Genomic DNA, 23,912 nt, shown 5'->3' on the forward strand with positions numbered 1-23,912 from the left:
AATTATCATGATTTTCGCTTTCCCTGGTCAGGGCTCTCAGTTTGTAGGAATGGGCAGGAGCTTATATAGTGAGTTTTCTGTTGCAAGACAAGTATTTAATGAAGTAGATAGCATATTGGATGGAAAGCTGTCTCATTTAATCTTCAACGGTCCTATTGAAGAATTAACCATTACAGAAAACGCTCAGCCAGCTATAATGGCAGTATCAATTGCAATGCTACGTGTTATGGAGCATGTGTTTGGCAAATCTCTTTTCACTGATCACAATGTTAAATATGTTTGTGGGCATTCAGTTGGCGAATATACAGCGCTGTGTGCTGCAGGAGCGTTAACGCTTGAGTCTGCAATCAAGCTGCTGAAAGTTCGCAGCGAAGCAATGCATGAAGCTTCACTGAAATGTAAAGGCGGAATGGTTGCGTTGCTTGGAGCAGAGATAAATGAAGTGGAAGATATATTGAAATCAGTTCAAATTGACGGAATTTGTGAAATTGCAAACGATAACGGTGGCGGACAAGTGGTTATAAGTGGCACTAGAGAAGCTCTTGAAATGTTACCCGATTTATTCAAAAACTCGAGTGTGAGGAAACTAATTAAATTACAGGTTAGTGGGCCTTTTCATTCATCTCTTATGAAACCTGCTGATGAAAAAGTTTTGGAGTTTTTGAAGGGTATTAAAATAACCCGTCCTATAGTTCCTTTGATATCAAATGTTACAGCTAAAGAGGAGAGTGATCCCAAAGTTATAAAAACTTTACTCGCCAAGCAAGTTGTAAGCAGAGTGAAATGGAGAGAAATGGTTTTGTATATGTCAAGCCGTGGCATTAACAAATTTGTTGAAATTGGCCCTAATAAAGTTTTATCTAATTTGGTCAAAAGAATTGACCAATCTATCAGTACAAAAAATATAGATAGTATTGGTGATATTGACAGCTTCTTTAATGAATCATTAGTACTAACAGCGAAAAATTTAAAAGTTGGATTAAGTTAAAACACATCTATTTGATGTCATTCCGGTGCATAACGCTGCCTAGCTGGAATGACAGAGGGTAATGCAAGAAATCAACGAACTGCCTGTCATTTCGTTTGGTTTTTTAATTCCAAGTAGCTGTAAAATAGTAGGGGCAATGTCAGATAACCTTCCGTCTCTTAGTTTTAGATTATCGCAAGACACAATAAATGGCACTTTATTTAGAGTGTGTGCTGTGTGAGGTGTATTATTTTCTTCATCGAACATACATTCCACATTACCGTGGTCTGCAGTGACAATTAATGCGGTGTTGCTTGACTTTTTAACAGCACTCAGCACTTTCGCAAGACAATCATCTACAGCTAGCACAGCTTTCTCGGCTGCTTTTATATTACCTGTATGCCCTACCATATCAGGATTAGCGTAATTTACAACTATCAGTGCGAATTCTTGGGAGTGAATTTTTTCTACAAGCTTTTCTGTGAGCTCGAAGGCTGACATTTCGGGCTGCAAATCGTAAGTTTGAACTTTTGGTGAGGGAATGAGTATTCTTTCTTCACCAGAGAAAGGTTCTTCTTTTCCACAATTGAAAAAGAAAGTCACATGAGCGTATTTCTCGGTTTCGGCGATACGTAATTGTTGCAATTTATTGTCTGCTATTGTTTGTCCTAGAGTATCAGCGAAAGAAGTAGGAGGAAAAATATGAGGAATTTTGAGATCTTCTTTATATTTCATCATGCTTAGAATTGAAGAGAGTTTTGCTACCTCAATATAGTCTGTTTTGCCTAGCAAAATACTTGCTAATTGTATCATTCGATCAGCACGAAAGTTAGCCAACAGCACTCCATCTTCTGGTTTTATACCTTGATAGTCACCTATTACTGCAGGCCTGACAAACTCATCAGTTATGTTATTTTGATAATTTTCATCAATCAACGATACTGCATTATCATGACGAGGTGCCTTTGCAAATGCGATAGCCTCATAAGCTTCAATTATTCTCTCCCACCTGTTATCACGGTCCATAGCATAGTAACGCCCAGAAACAGTAGCAATTCTTATGTCATTTCCCTTTATACTCTTTATAAATTCTTGAATGCATTTTTTTCCTGAATTTGGCAATGTGTCTCTGCCATCTAAAAATGCATGTATCACCACTTTGATTCCATGCTGTGATATTTTATTTGCTAAAGTTGAAATATGCTTTTGATGCGAATGAACACCGCCATCTGACACCAATCCCACTAGATGGCATATACCATTCTTACTTTTTAGATCATTAATAAAACTTTGTAGATTTACATTGTTTTCTATTGTTCCAATCTCTTGATTAATGCGCTGAAGGCTTTGCATTACTACTCTACCACTGCCAATATTCATGTGGCCAACTTCTGAGTTACCTATCTGACCACCAGGTAACCCAACATCAGTTCCACAGGCGGATAAACTGCATTGTGGATAATTAGAGCTAATGTATTGCCAACAAGGTGGATTTGCGTTGCTAATAGCGTTGTATTTATTATTCTCTATTCCATTTCCCCAGCCATCTAGTATACATAAAACCACTGATTTAATGTTCATATAAAATCAACACTAGAATTTCACAGAGAAACGCTCCCCGGGCCGGATTCGAACCAGCGACCAATTGGTTAACAGCCAACTGCTCTACCACTGAGCTACCGAGGAATAAACCGTTTTTAATTTACCATGTTGAACGTTGGTTGTAAACGTTTTTTGTGTAGACTTTAAGTCCAACTGGTCACAGAAACGAAAAAACTTACTTGACAAACTCCGCCAGCCCCCTTATTGTAGTATTAAGAGTATTTCTGACTCAAAACTTGTTTTTGATCCGCGCGGGTTCAATAACAAAAATTCAGTAAAAAACTTGGAGTATCTATTGGCGGATTACATAAAATTATAGCGGCTGCATGTCTTTTTAATTTTTTCTACATTCAGCCAAATCGCGCTTATTTTAAGCGTTAGCACATTATTACAGCGCCAATTTAAAGTATTAGAGGGTCAAAACTCGCACCACGGGGCTTCTTTTGCCTTTTTTTTATTTGGTAAATTTCTTAAATATTTATAGCTAAACGACAACCGTCATCCCGCTACTTGTTAGCGGCTGAGATACCGCGAATGAATCGCGGTATGACGGTTCGCAGAGGCATGACGGTTCGTGGCAGCACGATAAGCTCGTCATCCCGCTGCTTGTTAGCGGGATCTCTTGTTAGCGCCGCGGCGGTATATTTGTCATCCCGCTAGCGGGATCTATGTTGAGAGATACCGCGGCGGTATGACGGTTTGTGGCGGTATGACGATAAGACACAAAGCCTAATGGAAAAAACTGCGAACGCCAGTGAAAAACATAGCAATTTTATTTTCATTTGCAGCTTTTATCACATCTTGATCTTTTAGCGAGCCACCGGGCTGAATTATAGCTGTAATTCCATGTTTTGTGCTTTCTACTATGCTATCTGGAAATGGGAAAAATGCATCTGAAGCAAGCACCGCACCTTTACATTTTTCACCTGCTTTTTTCACTGCAATGTTCACACTATCTATTCTGCTTGTTTGCCCTGCGCCGATGCCAATAGCACAACCATCTTTTGCTATAACTATTGCGTTGGATTTCACATGCTTACATATTTTCCAGGCAAAAATAAGATCTTTTTTTTCTTTGTCTGTTGCAGTGCATTCTGTTACTTGTTCTGCTTTTATTGTGTGGTCATTATTTTCTTGCACCAAAAACCCACCAACAACATTTTTAGTTTGGTATTTCACATTTTGTTGAAAAGATTTATGAATAATCACTCTTAAATTTTTCTTTCTTTGTAAAATTTTTAGTGCCTCATTGTTTACCGATGGTGCTATCACTACTTCTAAAAATATCTCGTTTAATTTTTCCGCTAGCTTTAAATCTATCTCCCGGTTTAAGGCAACTATACCACCAAAACTGCTTACTTCATCGCACGATAGAGCTTTTTCATATGCCTCCAAAGCATTATTACCAATAGCAGCGCCACATGGGTTATTATGCTTGATTATCACTGCTGCAGGTTCTTCGAATTCAGAAGTTATGTTAAGTGCGGATTCTATATCTACTATATTATTATAACTCAACTCTTTTCCATGTAGTTTTTCCAACGGATATTCTGTAAATTGATTACTATAAAATGCAGCTTTTTGATGGGGATTTTCACCATACCTGAGTTCTTGTACTTTATGCCCGTATAGAGCAAAAAACTCTGGTAACTCATTATTTTTACTCTGGGATAAAAACCAACTGTGAATATTAGAATCGTAGTGTGCAGTGAGAGCAAATGCTTTGGTTGCTAAGTGTTTTCTATATTCCAATGTTGTTTTATTGTTATTTTCTATCATCTCAGCTTTCAGTGCTTCATAGTCTTGAATGCTAGAAATAACTGAAGTAAAACGAAAGTTTTTTGCTGCAGCTCTAATTAATGCCACTCCGCCGATATCAATTTGTTCTATAATTTGCTCTTCATTTGAGCTGCTACTTACTGTCTCCCAAAATGGGTATAGGTTAGTTATAAGCAGGTCTATTGGCTCAATTTCTAGATCTTGCACTTCCTTTTTGTGCTTTTCTCGATCATAAAGTATTCCTCCATGAATTTTAGGGTGTAAAGTTTTTACTCTACCACCCAGTATCTCTGGAAATTGCGTATAATCTGATACTTCTTGCGTTTTTATTCCGGCATCAGATAGTGCTTTATAAGTATTTCCTGTTGAAAGAATTTCTATTTGTTGCTGCATTAAAAACGATGCAAGATCAATTATATTCGTTTTATCATATACCGATATTAAAGCTCTTTTGATTTTCATTTTTGTACAGAAAATTTTATAAGATTATATCTAAGAAAAGGAAATTTAGCTATTACATTTCTACACTAATTTAAAGCAGTCTATTCTATAAATTTTTTTACCATGCTTGATTTCAAGCCACGAATAAAATCTTCAATACTGCAAGGATTTCTCCCTTCCATTTGTACAACTTTAGGAATTAAAGTGCCACCTTTTAAACTTATGTGCATATTATCGTTAACAATCTTACCTTGTTCTGAAGCGAGAGCTTCAAAGTCAGCATCAAGTATCCTGATACGTTTATTTTCTATCTTAATGAATGCTTTTGGGTAAAACGCTTTAACCTTTCTATAAGCAACTTCACAGGCATCACTTGCATAAATTTTATAGTCTTCCACTTTGTTAGCGTAACATGCATCGTTATCGTTCTGTTTTAAGAGAAGCTGTTTTTCAATTTCGTTTAGCACTTCCAGCAGTAAATCACTGCCTAATTCAGACAATTTATCATGCAATGTCTTGTAATTATCGTTCTTTTCGATAAGAAATTTTTCCTGTTTTAAAATAGGGCCGGAATCTAATCCTTCATCCAGTTGCATAATGCTAACCCCGGTTTCTTGATCTCCTGCTAAAATTGTGTGCTGTATCGGGGCTGCACCACGCCACCTTGGTAGTAATGAAGGATGAATATTAATACAACCATATTTTGGAATATTCAAAATTTCTCTTGGAAGTATCAATCCATACGCAGCTACAACTGCAACGTCTGGTTTGAAATTTCTAAATTTTTCTTGCTCTGCCGAAAACTTTAGAGAGATAGGAGTACATACCTCTATGTTACTTTCTTCAGCGATAACATGTACTGGAGATTTCGTTGGCTTCTGTCCACGCCCTGAAGGTTTTGGAGCCTTGGTGTATACTGCTACTATTTTATTCTGTGATTTCAATAGTAAGTTTAGCGTACTAACAGCGAATTCTGGTGACCCCATGAAAATAATTCTCATGGTGTCTTTGCTTTAAGAATTCTCTGCTAATTTACCACTTACAGCTTCTACTAATTTGGCAAAATCATCCTTATAATTAACGGCCATCTCAGCAAGAATCTTTCTATTTAAATCAATGCCGGCAAGTGTAAGACCATGCATAAACCTACCATAAGTAAGCCCATGCTCTCTTACTGCTGCATTAATACGTATTATCCATAAACCACGAAAATCACGTTTACGATTTCTTCTGTCTCTATAAGCATATTGCAGTGCTTTTTCAACTCTTTGTAATGCAATTCTATAACAACTTTTTGCGCGCCCTCTATAACCCTTTGCCAGTTTCAATATTTTTTTATGACGAGCGTGAGTAGTGACTCCACGTTTTACCCGAGCCATTTTATTTTACCTCCATTTTATTAAATACCATAAGGCATATAAAGCTTAACTATACGCGAGTCAGATTTACCAAGAATCGTTGTACCGCGCTGATTACGAATATTAGATTTACTTCTCTTTACCATGCCATGCCTTTTGCCTGACTGAGTAGAAATGACTTTACCCTTAGCTGTAAGGTGAAAGCGCTTTTTGACAGAGGATTTGGTTTTTAATTTTATTTTCTTCATATTCTAAACAAATTTACAAGCACTACTATTGAGTTCTTTAATAGTAATTAAGTAGTAGTATAAATAATTTTATTAAAGAATCAAATTAAAATTGTATATTAAAGGAGTTTAAAAGTAATTACGCCCAATATATGTGTTATACCTTCTTTATTCCCAAGTGGCAACAATACTTGCCTCATTTTAACACTTTCACTTTCTTCCTCTTCGTTGATTGGACATTTACTCTCTATTACAGTATCAAGTTTATCAATGACTGCATCTATTTTATATAGTCGCAAAAATGGTGCATCAATTGCATACTTATTATCAATACGCGTCTTGTTCTCAAAACCATAGAATTCAACAGCCTTTTCTCCTGCATTTTCGCAAATATAACCTTGATCTTTGACTTCAATGATAAAACAATGCTGCCATGACTCCATTATTTCTGCAGTGTCTATTTCATGCCTTTCTGGCCAATCTCTGTCTGATCCTTTTATGTCATTCCAGTGTTGAGTCACCACATTTGCTATTCTTTTTTCTTTGCCTACATAAATTTCCATTCCAATTTCCACATATAAAACACAGATATGAGGTAAATTTATCGTGAATATATTGATTTTTTCTTACCACAAGGTGCATGTCACTAGAAGTTCTGAGATCTAGAGAGTGGTATTGATTTTATTTCCATTACAACTTATTATTTATAGATAACCTCAATAAAAACGATGAAGCTAAACGAAATCAGAGAAAGATTTATAAAATTTTTTGTAAATAATGACCACGAGCAGGTTTCTTCTTCTCCTTTGATTCCAGAACATGACTCAACGCTCATGTTCACAAATGCTGGTATGGTGCAGTTTAAAAATATTTTTACTGGTGCTCAAAAAACTGAAATGAAACGTGCTGTCTCAAGTCAAAAGTGCCTAAGAGCAGGCGGTAAACACAATGATCTGGAAAATGTTGGCTATACAACTCGGCATCACACATTTTTTGAAATGCTCGGAAATTTTAGCTTCGGTGATTACTTTAAGGAAACTGCGATAGAATTTGCGTGGGAATTTATCACTAAAGAGTTATCTCTTGATAAAAACAGACTATCCATAACCGTCTACCATACTGATGATGAGGCGTACGAGATTTGGCGTAAGATAAGTGGCTTTTCAAGTGATAAAATCATAAGAATTACAACGGATGATAACTTTTGGAGTATGGGAAGCACTGGTCCGTGCGGTCCATGTTCTGAAATTTTTTATGACCATGGGAGTCCTAATTTACAAGAGGGCGATAGAATTGTTGAAATCTGGAATCTGGTATTCATGGAGTTTAACAAAGATGAAGAAGGTAATTTACACAAATTGCCAAAAAAATGCATCGATACTGGAATGGGTCTTGAAAGAATAGCGGCTGTTATGCAAAACGTCCATGATAACTATGATATTGATTTATTTTCTGCTTTGATAAATAAATCTCAAGAGTATTGTGGAAGAACAGAAAATAAAATAGCGCATAAGATCGTAGCAGATCATCTTCGCGCGGCTGCATTTCTCATCGCAGAAGGAGTGCTTCCTGGAAATGAGGGCAGGAATTACGTATTACGCAGATTAATTAGGAGAGCCACACGTTATATTCACCTGCTTGGATATAATGATTCCCTACTCCATCGTATTTTTCCAGTGTTGATAGATAGCACGAGTTCGGCTTATATGGGAGCTGAATTAGTCAGAGCTAAAAGCTTAATAGAAACGACGTTAAAATCAGAGGAAGAAAACTTTAAAGACACTTTGATGAAAGGCATTAGTCTATTGGAAAAATTCACTGCAGATTTAAAACCAGGTGACACTCTGCCTGGAGAATTAGCGTTTAAGCTATATGATACTTATGGATTTCCTTTGGATATTACACTTGATATTTTAAAAGAGAAAAAAATAAATTTTGACCAGAAGGGTTTTGATGATGCAATGGGAGAACAAAAAGAGAGAGCACGTGCTAAATGGGCTGGATCTGGTGAAAAATCTGTTGAGCAAGTATGGTTTGATTTGATCGATAAATTTGGCAAAACAAAATTTGTTGGTTATGAGTTCAATGAAGTAAATGATGCGAAAATACTAGCTATAGTTTCCTCTAAAAATGAAGTAATTGATTCTGCAAAGGAGGGAGAAAAGATAACCATTATACTTGATAAAACACCTTTTTATGGCGAGTCAGGTGGACAGGTGGGAGATACTGGCAGTCTGATCAAATCTGATAGAAGTATTATTATAGTCGAGAATACCAATAAGGTTAATGACCTATATTTGCACAGATGCATAGTTAAGTTCGGTTCAATTTGTAAAGGTAACACAGTTGCAGCAAGCATTGACAAGGAAAGAAGGCAAACCTTAAGAAGAAATCATTCAGCTACACACCTTTTGCACTTTGTATTGAGAAAAATCTTGGGTGACCATGTCACTCAAAAAGGTTCCCTAGTTGCACCGGATAAGTTACGATTTGACTTTAGTCATAACACTCAAGTTACTCAGGATCAGCTATTCTTAGTAGAAGATATGGTAAACTCTCTAATCAGAGAAAACCTTTCTACGTCTACAAAAATTCAGAGCATGAATCAGGCAATAGACGAAGGAGCTATGGCGTTATTCGGTGAAAAATATGGCAACCAAGTAAGAGTAGTGAAGATTGGAGATTCAAGAGAACTGTGTGGTGGCACGCACGTTGAACATACTGGAGAAATTGGTTTATTTAAGATAGTAACAGAAAGTTCTGTTGCTTTTGGAGTGAGAAGAATTGAAGCTTTAACTGGTCAGGAAGCAATCAATTATGTACGTGATAATGAAATTAACTTAAAAAAAGTTGCAGAATTCGTAAAAGCACCAGCAAGTGAAATAATAAACCGATTAAATATTTTAAATCAAGAGCGCAAAGAATCTGAAGCTAAAATAAAAAATTTATATAAAAAACTTATAAGCGCAGAGAGCATAAAAAGCACTGAAATAAATGGAATAAATTTTGTAAGTCATGCTTTTACCAATATTCCAGCGAATATAATAAGAGAGTTTGTTTTGCAGCAACAAAAACCAAAAACGATAATAGCTTTCACGGCAACAGAAAAAGATAAAACAGTCTTGATTATTAAAGTAAGTAAAGACTTAGCTAATAAAATTAGTGCAAAAGAACTAGTATCAATAGCAGTTGAAAAAAATTGTGGTGGGAACGCTGAACTTGCACAAACAGGCTGTGATAGCAATAAAATAGATGATGCCATTACAGCCATTTGTAGCAAAATAGCAGCTTCTAAGCACTCTACGTCATACCACCACGAACCGTCATACCGCCGCGGCGCTAACAAGCAGCGGGATACTTAACCATCGTCTACACCGTCATACCGCGATTCATTCGCGGTATCTCTTAGCCGCTAACAAGAGATCCCGCTAACAAGCAGCGGGATGACGAATTACTATGCCGCCGCGAACCGTCATACCGTTGCAAACCGTCATACCGCGATTCATTCACGGTATTTCTAGATCCCGCTAACACGTAGCGGAATGACGAATTACTATCTACACTGTCATACCGCCGCGGTATCTCTCAACATAGATCCCGCTAACAAGCAGCGGGATGACGAGCTTATCGTCACGCCGCCACGAACCGTCATACCGCCGCGGTATCTCTTAACATAGATCCCCTACTATACCTTAACATAGATCCCGCTAACAAGTAGCGGGATGACGATTGTCGTTTAGCCATAAATATTAAGAAATTTACCAAATAAAAAAAAGGCAAAAGAAGCCCTGGGGTTATTATCTGCTTTAAAATATTGGCGTTTTTTATGTTTTAAACGCTTGACAAGCGAGATTCAGCCGCTTTTAATTGCAACTAACTTACGCTGCAAATGTTTAAGAAATTTACTAAGCAGAAAAAAAGACAAAGAATCCCCGAGTTAGCTAGTCTTTTACTATCTCTGTCGAGTATTGGCATTTTTTGATGTCTTGTAACGCTTTATAAGCGCGTTCAGCTTATTTAGATAAAAATCTAGATGTAGATGAAGTTTTGTAAAGACATACAGTATCTATATACTGCAAAAAATTGAACATAAGACGCCGATACATTAAGTAATCCTTACCTTTTAATCTGCAGATTGGCGAAAGCAAATACAATAGCTTCACTGTTATGATAAGGGGGCTGGCGAAGGGTGTCAAGGAAGTTTTTTCGTTTCTATATGCGCTACCTTAAGACTTCAACGTCTTAACGCACCTAACTCCATCTGCATATAAATTTGCATGGCTCTTTCCAGTATTAAGCAATGCAAATCCAATGTTGTCTACACTAGAGCGCAGTTCCCCTATTTCCTCATTGTTTTCATTTGTCACTTTAGTGCCAATATCTGGAAGTGCGTTATCCCCCTCAACAAGGTAAAGTTTTCTTCTGAATATTTCTTGTCTGCTCATTCGATTTACAACTTCCTGACCTATATAACACCCCTTATTAAAGCTTATACCGTTTACCTTATCGATTAAAAATTGCAGCGGAAACGATGAATTCTGCACCATATCTTTCGCTCCATCTGGAACGAGATTTTGAATTCTAACTTTTTCATACTGAGTAAAATCCCCAACCGGCTCTTTTATTTCATCTTTATGTATGATCCTCATTCCTAGCAGCTTGTGCCTTGGATCTTGAAAAATAACTTGTGACTTACCACTACACTCCGCCAACTTAGTATTAAACAAAACTCCAACCTTATATAGTGCGCTAACGTCTTTAATCTTCACTCTCAAGTAAGTTTTAAGCAAATCCAGTTTCTCGATTATTTGCTGCAAGTGCATGTTTTCGCACTCTAAGAGGGTGTATTTACCATATTCAATAAGAAAAAAATCATATAGATATTTTCCCTGAGGGCTAAGCAATAAAGAGTAAATGGCTTTTTGGCTATCCAACTTATTAATATCATTGGTTATAATACCCTGCAGAAAATCTCTAGTGTCAGGCCCATATAGCACTATCACACCACGACTTAAAAATGGTATATAACTCATGAAATCTCTATAAATAAATCTAAATTTTATTATATAACATTAGGCTCTTTTAGAAACTGCTTTTGGCGTGCATATTTTACAAGCTCCAGCCCTTGAAATCTAACTTACGAGTATATATATATAAACTTATAAGTTAATTTGTTGATGAGGAAAAACAAATGTCAAGTATAAGTTTAAATGTATTAGATGATAGCGTGCTGATCAAGCCTATTAGCGAAGAAAAGCAAGGTGGAATTGTGCTTCCATCAAGTGCTGAAAAGAAACCTACTAAAGGTGAAGTTATAGCAATTGGTGAAGGTTCACGCAATTCAAGTGGCGAACGCGTAACTTTAACTGTGAAAGCTGGTGATAAAGTGTTCTATCGTCAATGGGCTGGTACAGAAATAGAACATAATGATGAAAAGCTTATCGTGATGAAAGAGTCCGATATACTTGCTGTCATTAAATAGCAGTCTTTATTTTACTAAACTTAAACAAAGCGCAACATGACGCATTGTGAATGATTTTATTATAGTTTTCTAAATTTTTTATTAACAAGAGGTGATAAAAATGACTAATGTAGTAGTATCAGGTGAGCAGTTGCAAGAAGCCTTTCGTGAAGTCGCAGCAATAGTAGACTCAACGGTGGCAATAACTGCGGGACCTAGAGGAAAAACAGTAGGGATTAATAAGCCCTATGGAGCACCAGAAATTACAAAAGATGGTTATAAGGTGATGAAGGGTATCAAGCCTGAAAAACCATTAAACGCTGTAATAGCAAGCATCTTTGCACAAAGTTGTTCTCAATGTAACGATAAAGTTGGTGATGGTACAACAACGTGCTCAATACTAACTAGCAACATGATAATGGAAGCTTCAAAATCAATTGCTGCTGGAAACGATCGTGTTGGTATTAAAAACGGAATACAGAAGGCAAAAGATGTAATATTAAAGGAAATTACGTCAATGTCTCGTACAATTTCTCTAGAGAAAATAGACGAAGTGGCACAAGTTGCAATAATATCTGCAAATGGTGATAAGGATATAGGTAACAGTATTGCTGATTCCGTGAAAAAAGTTGGAAAAGAGGGTGTAATAACTGTTGAAGAGAGTAAAGGTTCAAAAGAGTTAGAAGTTGAGCTGACTACTGGCATGCAATTTGATCGCGGTTATCTCTCTCCGTATTTTATTACAAATAATGAAAAAATGATCGTGGAGCTTGATAATCCTTATCTATTAATTACAGAGAAAAAATTAAATATTATTCAACCTTTACTTCCTATTCTTGAAGCTATTGTTAAATCTGGTAAACCTTTGGTTATTATTGCAGAGGATATCGAAGGTGAAGCATTAAGCACTTTAGTTATCAATAAATTGCGTGGTGGTTTAAAAGTTGCTGCAGTAAAAGCTCCAGGTTTTGGTGACAGAAGAAAGGAGATGCTCGAAGACATAGCAACTTTAACTGGTGCTAAGTACGTCATAAAAGATGAACTTGGAATCAAGATGGAAGATCTCACGCTTGATGATCTTGGTACGGCTAAAAATGTTAAAATTACTAAAGATAATACCACAGTTGTCAGCGAAAATAGCGATTCTGACAGTGTGAAAGCTAGAATCGAGCAGATTAAATCTCAAATTGAAACTTCAACTTCCGATTATGATAAAGAAAAGCTAAGAGAACGTTTAGCGAAATTATCAGGTGGCGTTGCTGTGCTCAAAGTTGGTGGAGCAACTGAAGTGGAAGTTAAAGAACGTAGAGATAGAGTCGAAGATGCGCTGCATGCAACAAGAGCTGCAATTGAAGAAGGTATAGTTCCAGGTGGTGGGGTTGCGCTTCTTTATGCTTCATCTGTTCTCGACAAATTAAAAGGTGCAAGTGACGAGGAACAAATAGGCATAAACATTATCAAGAAAGTTCTCAGTGCTCCAATTAGAAGGTTAGTCAAAAATGCTGGTCTTGAATCTGCTGTTATAATTGACTATTTGATTAAGCAGAATGATAAAGAGCTTATATACAACGTTGAGGCTATGAATTACGCTAATGCATTTACAGCTGGTGTGATTGATCCAGCAAAAGTGGTGCGTATTGCTTTTGAAACAGCGGTATCTGTTGCGAGTGTGCTGATAACTACTGAATCTATGATAGTTGATGTACCAAGCAAAGAAAATGCTTCATCTCCTATGGGTGCAGGAGAAATGAGTGGCATGGGTGGATTCTAAGTAGAATGAAACCGTGGAGCAATTGCTCCACGGTAGTTCCAAAAAATCTCACATTTTACTATTCGTTAAAGGTAATACGTTTGGTGCAGAAATGCACTACTGTTTGCATCCGTTTCATGCCTTTATATTGTGGTTGTCTAATAACAAAAAGGCAGCATAAAAGAACTATAATCCCTAGTATATTTATACTATAGCTAACACGTCATACCGCGATTCATTCCACAACTGTACGAACATTACAATATGGCACATAGTAAACGATGTCATGAAAGTAGCTGACACTGGAATCCAGCATTTCCATAATCATCAAGACATTGTATTTTAACAAAAAACAGCTATTTTTATGCTTGCCAACTTAATAAAATTCCTGGATCCCAGTGTCAAGCACTGGGATGACACCCTCCTTATGGGCCAAAATCACAATGTTCGTACAGTTGTGGATTCATTCGCGGTATCTCGGCATAGATTCCGCTAACAAGTAGCGGAATGACGAATTTGTCGTTTTTCAGATTGTTGTAAGTCAGTTTAGCTATAGCATAATGCTATATTAATAAATAATCTATATAATGCTATTAAATGTAATAATTAAAATCTAAATCACTTTCTCTATAAAAGGAGAAATTTACCTTAATGAAAATATATATATATTTAATATTATTTTTATTTTTTTCTTGCGCTCAACTATATGCTGACGAGGAAATTGCAAAATTTGATTTACTTATTGGCGAGATAAATGAAGCAAGCTTCACTCTTAAAGGTGCAATAAAGGTTACAGTAGAACCAGGCTGGCACATATATTATAAAGATCCTGGAGATTTTGGCCTTCCCACGTCTATTAGTTACAAAGGTAATGCATCAGATATAAATATTCACTGGCCTATTCCAAAGGAACATAAAGATAAAGTAGGGAGAGAGACGTTTGTAAGTAACGTATATGAGGATATGGTATTATTTCCCTTTAAGATGAATATATTTTTAAATCAAGGGTATATTGACCTTAACTTCCATATAAATTATGCGATATGTAAAGATAGGTGCATCCCTAAAAATGTTGAGATAAAAATCAGGCAACCATTAAAGGATTTTATAGATTCTGATATCAATAAACTTATAAATGAGTGGTATGAAAAATAGAGTTCTCATGGGGTAGGTGTCATTCCAGCGCGTGACACTGGAATCTCATTTACTTTTTTGTTCACTATGTGAGGAACTTGGGCCTACAAGTATATAAACATAATGGTTTCACATAAAAAATTTAGATCCCAGATACTGTCTCTGCTGTCAAACAAATTATCCAACAAAATTACAATTAAATGGTTGATTCTTTTTAAGAATACCAAAAAAGACATGCATTAATTTTCGCATTAACGCAAGAACTATGACTTTTGGACATTTGCCTTTACTTGCTAGACGCTGACAAAACTTTTGAAAATGATTATTATGGTTTTTGACTACTATAGCTGGCATATAAAGAGCTTTTCGAATACGCTCAGATCCTATTTTGCATATGCAACTTCTCTTACTTACTGACGATCCCGATTGATAATGTCCTGGCAGCAAAAGCTGTAAATTGTTTAGCATTGTCAAAGTTATCAACTGATGGCATTTCTGCGACAACAGCAACAGCAGTAAGATATCCTATACCTTTTATAGTCTTAAGGTTTTCCACCATATTTTTTAGATGTGGATAGTTATTTATATGCTCATTAATTTCTTTTTCGAGAACAATAATTTGCTCCTCTATTGCCAAAATTACTTTAGATATAGCTTCTTTGCAACTGGAATGCATATTTTTGTTTTCCAAGCGATTTGTCTGTTGCACCTTATCATCTTTTAGCGATTGCATGCAACGCCCTCAAATGCCTCATTTCAGGTGCAATGGGCTTCCAAAGAGCAGGTTTGTTGGCGATACAAAATCTAGCTATCATAGCTGCATCTGATTTATCTGTCTTATTTCTGAGCAGCTCACTTTTGCCAAAAGCTTTCTGGGTTTACTATACTGACATTATGTCCTAAATCGTGCATAAAAGTAGCCAAATCTTCTCCATACCAACTAGTTGCTTCAAGACATAAATGAGTAAGATTTGCTCCATGGCCATTGCACCAAACTACAAGTTTTGCAAAACCATCTTGATTATTTTGAAAGACTTTGTGTCGTTTTTTACTGTCCACTAACAAACAAACATCAAATTTCTTTTTTGAAATATCCACACCCAAAATAGCATTTACTTGCATAAAATTGCCTCCAAGACTATAAATAAACTGAGAGTTTAGACTAACCTTGTAATACGGGATATAATTCCAAAAGATACTGTTCAGTCTTTAACTCTATGGGAGGGAAGCAAAATCTGGCTTAATGGCATTAGTGTCGCATCAGCTTCACCCTCCCTGTGAGGTATTTTAGCTCTAATGCCTCACATCATAAAGATACAAGTGTCACGCACTAACTGTACGAACATTGAGATATAAGAGTAATTTGTACCAAGAAAAAAGATGTCATCCCAGTGCCCAGACACTGGGATGACATCGTCTTAACATTGTACCATATTACAATGTTCGTACAGTTATATGTCACGCTACTTGGATGACAAGAAAAGGTTTCTAGAATGACGGAAACGAAGTCATACATAGAAAATAGGTTAGGTATTTTCAATTTTTGTTGTATACTCAAATAAAAATCTCACTTTTACAGATGGATACAGTAAAGTTTGTTTTATTACTGCCAACAATATTACTCATGCTAGTTGCTGGTGTTTACCTATCGATTAAACTAAAATGGCTACAGGTATTTAGATTACCATACGCCCTTTCACTCCTTGGAGCTAAAAAAGGAGAAAATAAATTTTCTTCTATAGCCGCTCTGTTTACAATTTTAGGGGGAAATTTGGGAGTAGGAAATATTTCAGGAACTGCTGTTGCTCTAAAAACCGGAGGACCGGGCTCTATTTTGTGGATGGCGATAATTATTGTTATCACTTCTGTGATAAAATATGTCACTTGTTATCTAAGTATAAAAACCAGAAAGGAAAAGAACGGACGGTTTATAGGTGGCCCTGTAGCCTACATGGCTGATGCATTTAACTCTAGAAAAGCTACAATTGTGTTTCTAGTTGTTATGATAATGGTTTCAATAACAGTTGGTAACCTTGTTCAGGTAAATTCTCTATCAATACCACTTAACATGATAGATGTGCCTGTAGTCATTGGTGGCATTGTAATGGCCATAATATTTTTTGTTGTTGCAGCTCTCAGCTTAAAAAAAATTAAAATTTTTATATCGGCTATGATACCGATAATGACGGTAAGTTACCTCACACTTTGCGGTATCATATTATTTAAATTTAGTGAAAATATTCTTCCTTCTCTAAAACTAATAACAAGCAGTTTTTTTACAACCAGTAGCTTTAACTCTGGTTTATCTTTAGGTTTGATTTTAGAAATGTTGACTATTATTCAAGTTGGAACTTTGCGAGGTATTTTTGCAACAGATATAGGGCTTGGCCTTGAAGGAATCGTACATTCTTCAATTGTTCCTAAGAAAAATAACAATAAATTTATTATTGAGCAGAGTCTAATTACGATAATATCGCCTTTTATAGTTGCGTTTATAGTGTTTATTACAACAATGGTACTGCTTGTCACAGATTCTTGGATTACTGATTTAGAGAGCACTAACATGTGCATATTTGCTTTTAGAAAGGCAATGAATTGGCCTTATATTGACTATTTAATTATGGCCATAATGTTTTGTTTTGCTTTTACTACTATTTTTACTTGGTTTTTTTGCTCAAAACAGACAATACGCTATGTGTCTATGGATAATAAATACACTAAAATCTGGATTGTAATTTTTACCATGATCATTCCGCTTGGTGCGATAGGTAAAGTCCGGTTGCTATGGGATGTTGCTGATATCTCGATTGCTGCTTTGTTGTTTATCAACATACTCGCTATACTCAAGCTAACCTCTCAAGATCCAGAAGTGTTTACTATGAGTAGCAGATATTTGAAGTTGCAAAAACAGAGCTATAGCTAAAGCAATTTAGGCTATGCAGCTGTTGTGATATAAGAGTGATTTCCGCCAAGAAGGATGTCATCCCAGTGCCCAGACACTGGGATCCAGGAATCTTGATTGGCACTAAGTTAGTGAGCATAAAAGTAGCTAATCTTATGTTAAAACACAACATTTTTGATGGGGTTCGTGAAAGGCTGGATTCCAGACTGGAATGACAACTTAAATCGTTTGATGTTACCATAAAATAGCTTGTGTCATCACATTAGTAACACAACCTTCCTTAATAAAAATTCAACCAATGCTTGTGATAATTATATTAGCTAGTATTAGCTAGAACTAAAGGCAGAGGGTTATTAGTGAGGGATATATGGGCACTAACGATACACAACAAGAACACATTTATAATGAGCGCATTCAAGAAATTTTTCCTTTATTTGATAAAATAAGAAAGGAAGACGACCCAATTTATAATGCTAGAGTTGATTTTAACACAGTAAAGTTTTTAACAAAACACGCCAACTGGAATTGGGACGAAGAAGAAAACAAAGATAAAGCATATGGAGTTATTCTTCAGAAATGCGACAAGACAAAGAAAGCTGGACAAGACCTTGAAAGTGAAGTTAAAGAAAGGTTGAAAGAGTATGTTGATGATGTTGCAGGAGTTTCAATATACGGTAATCACGCAAGTATTACGCTGGGAAATAACAAAAAAGAGTTTAAAATCAGCGAATTTTTAAACAGTGATTTTTGTGAGAAGAATGAAATCTCGGGATTTTCAACATTGCATAGTGATGGAAAGAGCGGAATGCATGGTTTTGTTGCCGAGGAAGAAGGGAAAAAAATAAGACATTATGTCGTAACTGATGGTTCATATGAAATGACTTTAAAGTGGTATGCGGAGGGGAAGGAATGTAAGATCAAAATTAAGATTGATGCTAACGGTGTAGACCTTGTTAAAGGTGATGATTTTTCTCTAGAACGGTTAGAAGTAAACAGAGATGTAAAAATAGGTGGTTTATTCTTGCATGAAATACAATTCAGGGAGAAAGGACAAGGAAAAGTGAATGAGGTGCAACATAATAAAGACAGTAACGAGCTATCATCTGAAACTACAACAAGAATTGATGTTAATAGAGATGTTAGCGTTCAAGCTACTGATATAACTCGAAAAAAAGAAGATCACCATTCACATTTTGGACCACAATCTAACAGCAGAAGGCAGTCTTACGATAGCGGAATTGGAAAAGATTTTGATGATAAAATTAATTCTCAGGAGGCTAAAGAAAAGCGTGAGCTTAGACAAGCAGCACGAGAAGCAAATTCGGGAGGTCAAGTTTATAACCTACAATCGCTTTTTGAGGAGAATCCTCAGAACAAAAAAACTCCTCCGCCACTTCCACCTAGAACTAGTTCACTACCACCTAAAAAAGGTGTTTTCGATGAGCAAGGGGGAGCCAAATCTGGAAGCCAAAAACCAGATAGAAGTGAGCAAACACCTAATGATCAGCAACAACCTAAAACCCAGCAACAAGAAGGAAATAGCAAAGGCGATCTGTTACAAGACATCAGAAATTTCAAGAAAAACAACTTACGGCACATTGATGTTGATGATAGAAAAGCATCAATTGCAGGAAGTAGAAAAAATAACCCATCACCGTTAGAGACATTAAAGGACAGAATTCCTTATTCATCTTCTCCAGATAACAGTGATAACCAAGATGCTAGTGATGCTAAGTGGAAAGAAAGTGAACAGCCGCTCTCTGCTACAGCACTCAATAATAAAAGTGACTCGGGCTATTCATCTCCAACTCATGACAATAATGAACAATCTCAAGTAAATCCTGAACAGTTAAAGAAGAGCTTAGAGAACATTGAACAAAGTGATCAAACTCCACCTGAAAATCTTCTTAAAGAAATCAGAGATAGATCACAGCAGGATAATAGAGGATTAAGGCAAGTTGATCCTACTGATAAACTGTCACAAGATAAAGAAGATGGATTGCAAAAAGACGATTTAGCAGATGTAAAAATAGTGGAAGGTCCAACTGTTAGTGTCTCTGCTTCAACACCAAATAGTATAAGTGATTCAGGCTATATATCTCCAACTAATAGTGATAGTAAATCTCAAACAGATTTAAAACAGGTAGGAAGGAAATTAGAAGAACATATTAGACAAAGTAATCTAACTCTATTTGAAGAACTTAAAAATACATTAGGTCAAGAAAATCTCGGGTTAAAACCAGCTGATCAGAGTCAGATTAGCGAAGAAACTAAAAAACGCTTGAGAGAAGTTGGGTTGCTAAAAGACAGCTCAACAGACATAAAAGCAAACGATTCGGGCTATTCATCTCCAACTCATGACAATAATGAACAATCTCAAGTAAATCCTGAACAGTTAAAGAAGAGCTTAGAAAACATTGAACCAAAAGAAATCGGAGATACGAGTGAGTTAAAAGGAGCATTGGGAAACCCGGATAAAGGGTTAAGAGAACCGGCACAACAGGCTACTAAAGAAAATATTCCTAAAGATTCATTCTCAGAAAACATTTTAGAAAAGATAGGAGAAGGTAAACAATATGACCCTATACGTAAGTGGTTAGAAAAAACAGTGGCAGAACGAGAAAATAATGACACTAATCCAACTGTAGATAAAAATAGCGAACTATATAAATTACTAGAGAAAGATGAAGCACAACTGAAAGCTGGAGTAATAGAAGAAGAAAGAGGAGATACTTTAACAGAACACACTGATGGTTATGATCGCAATAGAATTGCATTAGCTAACAGAAATAAAAGACCACTAGATTGGGCTAAACAGGTTGCTGAGTCACAACAAAAAAAAGATACTAATAAAGGTATTTCAATATAAATTGAAGTTAAAATAATTGCTTAGCAAACAATAGGTTTCATGTAATGGTAACCCTATAACGGAAGAGTAGGAGCCGCGTAAGAACAATACGAACACTCCAGCTAGGCCTTGTATATTGCATCCCCCCGCCCTATTTTTCCACTCTTCTGATGCTAAATAATACTTAATTTCTTGTTCACTGAGACGTTTAAATTTCACTATTGTAACCACAGTCCTGATATGTTGTTTAGATTGATCGGGAGTTAATAGATATACACTGGTGTATACTCTATGCCTTCTTCCTGATAACAAGCGGATACATTTTTCTGCTTGCTCAACGTTTTCAGCTTTGAGCAATATCCTTCTACCACAAGCAACAACTGTATCAACACCAAGCACAAAGTAATTTGGATTTGAGCTTTGTATTTTCTCCGCTTTACTTTTTGCCATACGGATTGAGTAATCCTTCGGAAGTTCCTTTTTTAAAGGGGCTTCATCTATATCTGCTGGCAAAATTAAACCTGGCTCAATGTTTATTTGTTTTAGTAAAGCTATACGCCTTTTCGATGATGAAGCAAGAATAAGATTATTTAGAGATCGTTCTGTCACTTGTACCTTTAAGCCTTCTAATGATCCTACCCTTTCTCGCATTCCTATCGTAAATGCTCATCTCAACTAACACCCTATCCCCTATAATGATGCGTATTTTACTTCTTCTCACTTTCCCTGATACATGACAGATAATCTCATGTTCATTGTCCAGTTTCACTCTAAATTCTGCTGCAGGTAGTAAAGCAGTTACTGCCCCTTCCACTTCAAAAATTGTTTTCGATTTCTCGTCTTTTATCATATGTTATATTATAATTTAATAATCTTTTTTAGTCTACTATAGATTTTAAATTATTATCAACACAAAAGACCTTTTGCGCCCCACTTAAGTTGCAACTTAACCCCAACCATCTTCACAATGATACCCTACCTACGTTTCTACTCTCTGCCACCTTCTCAATAGAACTTATAGGACTTATGTTGAAAGATAAATCATTATCACAATTTTCTTCATCGCTATCAAGTCCACTATCAACGCTTAAAGATCTGAGTAATGTTGTCTTCTCTCTCAGTGGAACATAAGACTCATTATCAACGCTTGAAGATTTGGATAACCTTTTCTTCTGTCGTGGAGCATTACCAGACTCATTAGAAATTTCTCCCGTTAATTGATTGTTGAAGCTCCTTTGTTCATCAGCACGAATTTTTTCTTCCAGTCCATCAAGCATTCCTACCAATTCATCACCCCATTCATTTTCTTCTTCTAATAATTGTTTACACTTTTCTTTCTCACGCTCTAGCTCGTTTCTTAACTCTTCGACTTTATCTTCATCTTTAGTGAGTTCAAGTGTAAGCACCTTATCTCCTGGAAATTCCTCGTACTCGTTTTCTAGTTCTTCAATGTTGAGTTTTAGTCTCTCTTCTCCAAGTGTATCTTGTAAATCGCTATCCTGCCTATCTGATTCTTTAATCTTTTGCCCAATTTCTACTTGTACCTTATATTCCTGATCTAATTCTCTTAGCTGATCTTTCAAGCGCTCTTTCTGCTGGCGTCGTTCAACCATTATCTGTTCCGCATCTTCTCGTGCTTGATTTAGCTCTTTTTCCAAATTCTTCTTTCCTGCATTAACAATTTTCAGCTCTTCCTTTAGCTTTCTTTTTTCTTCATATACACCTTTAAGTTCTTGTGCTTTCCCTTGTAGCTCTTTTAACACACCTGCTAATTCTTCATTTTTTTGTGCCAGTTCAGTTTGCAATTCCGTGTTTTTTTGCTCCTCTTTTTCAAACCTGTCTTGTAAATCGCTATTCTGCTTCTCTAACTTTACAATTGTTTGATTAGCTTCTGCTTGGGTTGTTTCTAGTTTCTCCTGTAGTCGCTGATTTTCTTGTATTAATTCATGGTGCTTTTTATTTATCACTTGCAACCCTGCTTCTATTTCTTGCTTCAATTCAACAGCTTCTTTTTTCAAATTTGACATTTCTTGCTTCAATTCAACGTTTTTTTCGGACAGCATCTGATTATTTAAAATCAATTCATCCATTTGTTGTGAAGCAACTTCTGTTTGAGTTTCAGTGTTTGTAAATTGACTTCCGTTTGAGTTGATGCATTGCTATTAATAGAAGGAGGAAGGCTATTGTCAGCATCAACTTTAGGGTCTAATTCCCCCTCTGGTTCCTTGCGATAGGCCACTATAGATTCATTTTGAAAATTGTTATTAGCAGTAGGCACAACATCAGCAGCCTTACCCTTTTCTAGTACAGCATCATATAAGGAGAGACTTTGAATATATAATTCATCATTTTGCTTTATCAATTCTAAGATCTCCTCCGATGAAACAAAATCTTCACCATTAAATTTTAGTACTTCAGTTATGCGACCGCTACTCACATTCATAATCATGGTACAAATTGAAACATTCCCGAACTCATCCTTTATAGGCCAAGTGCTTGTCATTTCATAACATGTGCCTTCTTTAAATTCATAATATCTTTTCTTATCTTCTTGATAAGCGTATATTTCATGTTTTTTATTGCAATAGATATTCAATTTTTTAATATCTTTCTCTTGCTGTAAAATGTCACTAATTCTTGTTGGCTCACTTTTATTGTAATTAATAAGGTTAACATTCAAAACTCTATGAGCATTATCAGTTTCTGTGTAATAAGCTTGAAGCTCTACGTCTTTCCTCTCAAAATATTTACTTGCAGTTTTTTTTCCCTGCTCTGCCAACTCTATGCATTTATCTATATCTTCCTTAAAGCTCTTATTAGCAGACTCTGTTACTGCTTTATCTATGTACGTTTGTTTAAAATCTCTATCGTTTATTAGGTCATAAAAACTCCACCCATCCCCAAAAGCCCCCTGCACGTAAGTGAAATTCTTTTTTTCCTTTAGTTCTCTTAAGAACCACACCTTTTCTTTCAGATTTTTCAGTTGAAAGCTTACCCTTGCCTTTACACTAGAGTTTTTGGCAGGAATACTAACTTCTTCTAATTCTTTAAGTAATTTGTTATTTTTTATAATTGAGGAGCAAAACTTTACAATAGCAGAATTTGCAAACGAAGGATCTTTTTTTATATCTTCATCAATAATTTCTTTAAAACGTGCAAATTGAGGTAGAACATAAAAATTGATTATTTCTTTTTCTGATCTTGTTTTATTAGCATAAGAGATATCACCTAATTGTGAATATAACTCTTTTAATGTATAGTAGATAAGCGTAGAGCAATAAACCTCCCTATTCAGTGAAGTTGGTCCAATACACTTTTCAAGTTGATCACCTGTTTTTCCTGCCTCTGCTGTTTTTTCTTCTTTAGCCAAACTTCCAATCATAATACACCTCCTTAACTATATTTATATTATACCAATTAACATATATTAAAAGAAATCAAAC

At 35.9% G+C, this 23,912-nt stretch carries 20 protein-coding genes, 1 tRNA gene and 1 pseudogene; 8 read left to right on the forward strand and 14 right to left on the reverse strand.

Going from position 1 to position 23,912, the window contains the following annotated elements; genetic code table 11:
- Positions 1-7 precede the first annotated feature (7 nt).
- Entirely contained in the window at positions 8-988 is a 981-nt protein-coding gene (gene fabD / locus OPR39_RS01380) for an ACP S-malonyltransferase (RefSeq protein WP_015589258.1), read from the forward strand.
- Between the two features lie 39 nt (positions 989-1,027).
- Here fabD and gpmI read toward each other — a convergent pair whose 3' ends face one another.
- The 7 genes from gpmI to OPR39_RS01415 form a co-directional block, all read right to left on the reverse strand.
- The gene (gpmI, locus tag OPR39_RS01385; RefSeq protein WP_265038887.1) at positions 1,028-2,548 is read right to left on the reverse strand and encodes a 2,3-bisphosphoglycerate-independent phosphoglycerate mutase; all 1,521 of its coding nucleotides are present in this window, start codon (positions 2,546-2,548) and stop codon (positions 1,028-1,030) included.
- A 33-nt stretch (positions 2,549-2,581) separates the two neighbouring features.
- Positions 2,582-2,653: transfer RNA gene (locus tag OPR39_RS01390), tRNA-Asn, on the reverse strand.
- Positions 2,654-3,298: 645 nt separating this feature from the next.
- Positions 3,299-4,810 carry a bifunctional phosphoribosylaminoimidazolecarboxamide formyltransferase/IMP cyclohydrolase gene (gene purH / locus OPR39_RS01395; protein ID WP_015589256.1) on the reverse strand — a complete coding sequence of 504 codons (1,512 nt, stop codon included), beginning with the start codon at positions 4,808-4,810 and terminating at the stop codon, positions 3,299-3,301.
- Between the two features lie 80 nt (positions 4,811-4,890).
- Positions 4,891-5,790: a methionyl-tRNA formyltransferase gene (gene fmt / locus OPR39_RS01400; RefSeq protein WP_015589255.1), complete on the reverse strand. Its 900-nt coding sequence runs from the start codon at positions 5,788-5,790 to the stop codon at positions 4,891-4,893.
- 12 nt (positions 5,791-5,802) lie between these two features.
- Positions 5,803-6,168 (reverse strand): 50S ribosomal protein L20, encoded by a 366-nt coding sequence (gene rplT, locus OPR39_RS01405; RefSeq protein WP_015589254.1) that lies wholly within the window; start codon positions 6,166-6,168, stop codon positions 5,803-5,805.
- Between the two features lie 20 nt (positions 6,169-6,188).
- A complete protein-coding gene (gene rpmI, locus OPR39_RS01410; RefSeq protein WP_015589253.1) occupies positions 6,189-6,395 on the reverse strand; it encodes a 50S ribosomal protein L35 in 207 nt (68 codons plus the stop codon).
- A 98-nt stretch (positions 6,396-6,493) separates the two neighbouring features.
- The gene (locus OPR39_RS01415; RefSeq protein WP_015589252.1) at positions 6,494-6,937 is read right to left on the reverse strand and encodes a PAS domain-containing protein; all 444 of its coding nucleotides are present in this window, start codon (positions 6,935-6,937) and stop codon (positions 6,494-6,496) included.
- Positions 6,938-7,102: 165 nt separating this feature from the next.
- Here OPR39_RS01415 and alaS point away from each other — a divergent pair, with 165 nt between their 5' ends.
- Positions 7,103-9,736: an alanine--tRNA ligase gene (gene alaS / locus OPR39_RS01420; protein ID WP_265038889.1), complete on the forward strand. Its 2,634-nt coding sequence runs from the start codon at positions 7,103-7,105 to the stop codon at positions 9,734-9,736.
- 864 nt (positions 9,737-10,600) lie between these two features.
- Here alaS and ygfZ read toward each other — a convergent pair.
- Positions 10,601-11,407, reverse strand: a complete 807-nt coding sequence (gene ygfZ, locus OPR39_RS01425; protein ID WP_015589111.1) for a CAF17-like 4Fe-4S cluster assembly/insertion protein YgfZ — start codon at positions 11,405-11,407, stop codon at positions 10,601-10,603.
- Between the two features lie 167 nt (positions 11,408-11,574).
- On the opposite strand from ygfZ, the gene OPR39_RS01430 reads away from it, so the two are divergent.
- From OPR39_RS01430 to OPR39_RS01440, 3 genes are all read left to right on the forward strand, one after another.
- The gene (locus OPR39_RS01430; protein ID WP_173862882.1) at positions 11,575-11,856 is read left to right on the forward strand and encodes a co-chaperone GroES; all 282 of its coding nucleotides are present in this window, start codon (positions 11,575-11,577) and stop codon (positions 11,854-11,856) included.
- A gap of 100 nt (positions 11,857-11,956) precedes the next feature.
- Positions 11,957-13,606, forward strand: a complete 1,650-nt coding sequence (gene groL, locus OPR39_RS01435; RefSeq protein WP_141456977.1) for a chaperonin GroEL — start codon at positions 11,957-11,959, stop codon at positions 13,604-13,606.
- Between the two features lie 630 nt (positions 13,607-14,236).
- A complete protein-coding gene (locus OPR39_RS01440) occupies positions 14,237-14,740 on the forward strand; it encodes a protein-disulfide reductase DsbD domain-containing protein (protein WP_015589109.1) in 504 nt (167 codons plus the stop codon).
- 156 nt (positions 14,741-14,896) lie between these two features.
- Here the strand turns inward: OPR39_RS01440 and OPR39_RS07370 are convergent.
- Together OPR39_RS07370 and OPR39_RS01455 are read right to left on the reverse strand one after the other, a co-directional pair.
- Positions 14,897-15,841: pseudogene (locus tag OPR39_RS07370) on the reverse strand (IS110 family transposase).
- Between the two features lie 208 nt (positions 15,842-16,049).
- The gene (locus tag OPR39_RS01455; RefSeq protein ID WP_141456975.1) at positions 16,050-16,277 is read right to left on the reverse strand and encodes a hypothetical protein; all 228 of its coding nucleotides are present in this window, start codon (positions 16,275-16,277) and stop codon (positions 16,050-16,052) included.
- Between the two features lie 21 nt (positions 16,278-16,298).
- Between OPR39_RS01455 and OPR39_RS01460 the strand changes: the two genes are divergently transcribed.
- From OPR39_RS01460 to OPR39_RS01470, 3 genes are all read left to right on the forward strand, one after another.
- Complete coding sequence (locus tag OPR39_RS01460; protein ID WP_015589108.1) at positions 16,299-17,642, forward strand: alanine:cation symporter family protein; 1,344 nt, start codon at positions 16,299-16,301, stop codon at positions 17,640-17,642.
- 35 nt (positions 17,643-17,677) lie between these two features.
- Positions 17,678-17,836 (forward strand): hypothetical protein, encoded by a 159-nt coding sequence (locus tag OPR39_RS01465; RefSeq protein WP_153296804.1) that lies wholly within the window; start codon positions 17,678-17,680, stop codon positions 17,834-17,836.
- A gap of 152 nt (positions 17,837-17,988) precedes the next feature.
- Positions 17,989-20,490: a hypothetical protein gene (locus OPR39_RS01470; RefSeq protein ID WP_265038891.1), complete on the forward strand. Its 2,502-nt coding sequence runs from the start codon at positions 17,989-17,991 to the stop codon at positions 20,488-20,490.
- Here the strand turns inward: OPR39_RS01470 and OPR39_RS01475 are convergent.
- The 4 genes from OPR39_RS01475 to OPR39_RS01490 all read right to left on the reverse strand — a co-directional run bounded on the left by OPR39_RS01475 (position 20,482) and on the right by OPR39_RS01490 (position 23,851).
- Entirely contained in the window at positions 20,482-21,078 is a 597-nt protein-coding gene (locus OPR39_RS01475; protein ID WP_265038893.1) for a Maf family nucleotide pyrophosphatase, read from the reverse strand. The genes OPR39_RS01470 and OPR39_RS01475 overlap by 9 nt on opposite strands.
- Positions 21,056-21,319 carry a translation initiation factor IF-1 gene (infA, locus tag OPR39_RS01480; protein ID WP_007550159.1) on the reverse strand — a complete coding sequence of 88 codons (264 nt, stop codon included), beginning with the start codon at positions 21,317-21,319 and terminating at the stop codon, positions 21,056-21,058. Before infA ends, OPR39_RS01475 begins: the two co-directional genes overlap by 23 nt.
- A gap of 112 nt (positions 21,320-21,431) precedes the next feature.
- On the reverse strand, positions 21,432-22,559 hold the full coding sequence (locus OPR39_RS01485; protein WP_255498610.1) for a hypothetical protein: 1,128 nt from the start codon (positions 22,557-22,559) through the stop codon (positions 21,432-21,434).
- On the reverse strand, positions 22,547-23,851 hold the full coding sequence (locus OPR39_RS01490) for a hypothetical protein (RefSeq protein ID WP_265038897.1): 1,305 nt from the start codon (positions 23,849-23,851) through the stop codon (positions 22,547-22,549). The genes OPR39_RS01485 and OPR39_RS01490 overlap by 13 nt, the downstream gene beginning before the upstream one ends.
- Positions 23,852-23,912 lie beyond the last annotated feature (61 nt).

This window comes from Wolbachia endosymbiont (group A) of Yponomeuta plumbellus, from assembly GCF_947251575.1.
GTDB classification, from domain to species: Bacteria; Pseudomonadota; Alphaproteobacteria; order Rickettsiales; family Anaplasmataceae; genus Wolbachia; species Wolbachia pipientis.

What these genes read in the sequence shown, in the direction of transcription:
- fabD (WP_015589258.1), top strand. Translation starts at nt 8, where the DNA reads ATGATTTTCGCTTTCCCTGGTCAGGGCTCTCAGTTTGTAGGAATGGGC.
- gpmI (WP_265038887.1), bottom strand. Translation starts at nt 2,548, where the DNA reads ATGAACATTAAATCAGTGGTTTTATGTATACTAGATGGCTGGGGAAAT.
- purH (WP_015589256.1), bottom strand. Translation starts at nt 4,810, where the DNA reads ATGAAAATCAAAAGAGCTTTAATATCGGTATATGATAAAACGAATATA.
- fmt (WP_015589255.1), bottom strand. Translation starts at nt 5,790, where the DNA reads ATGAGAATTATTTTCATGGGGTCACCAGAATTCGCTGTTAGTACGCTA.
- rplT (WP_015589254.1), bottom strand. Translation starts at nt 6,168, where the DNA reads ATGGCTCGGGTAAAACGTGGAGTCACTACTCACGCTCGTCATAAAAAA.
- rpmI (WP_015589253.1), bottom strand. Translation starts at nt 6,395, where the DNA reads ATGAAGAAAATAAAATTAAAAACCAAATCCTCTGTCAAAAAGCGCTTT.
- OPR39_RS01415 (WP_015589252.1), bottom strand. Translation starts at nt 6,937, where the DNA reads ATGGAAATTTATGTAGGCAAAGAAAAAAGAATAGCAAATGTGGTGACT.
- alaS (WP_265038889.1), top strand. Translation starts at nt 7,103, where the DNA reads ATGAAGCTAAACGAAATCAGAGAAAGATTTATAAAATTTTTTGTAAAT.
- ygfZ (WP_015589111.1), bottom strand. Translation starts at nt 11,407, where the DNA reads ATGAGTTATATACCATTTTTAAGTCGTGGTGTGATAGTGCTATATGGG.
- groL (WP_141456977.1), top strand. Translation starts at nt 11,957, where the DNA reads ATGACTAATGTAGTAGTATCAGGTGAGCAGTTGCAAGAAGCCTTTCGT.
- OPR39_RS01440 (WP_015589109.1), top strand. Translation starts at nt 14,237, where the DNA reads ATGAAAATATATATATATTTAATATTATTTTTATTTTTTTCTTGCGCT.
- OPR39_RS01460 (WP_015589108.1), top strand. Translation starts at nt 16,299, where the DNA reads ATGGATACAGTAAAGTTTGTTTTATTACTGCCAACAATATTACTCATG.
- OPR39_RS01470 (WP_265038891.1), top strand. Translation starts at nt 17,989, where the DNA reads ATGGGCACTAACGATACACAACAAGAACACATTTATAATGAGCGCATT.
- infA (WP_007550159.1), bottom strand. Translation starts at nt 21,319, where the DNA reads ATGATAAAAGACGAGAAATCGAAAACAATTTTTGAAGTGGAAGGGGCA.
- OPR39_RS01485 (WP_255498610.1), bottom strand. Translation starts at nt 22,559, where the DNA reads ATGGATGAATTGATTTTAAATAATCAGATGCTGTCCGAAAAAAACGTT.
- OPR39_RS01490 (WP_265038897.1), bottom strand. Translation starts at nt 23,851, where the DNA reads ATGATTGGAAGTTTGGCTAAAGAAGAAAAAACAGCAGAGGCAGGAAAA.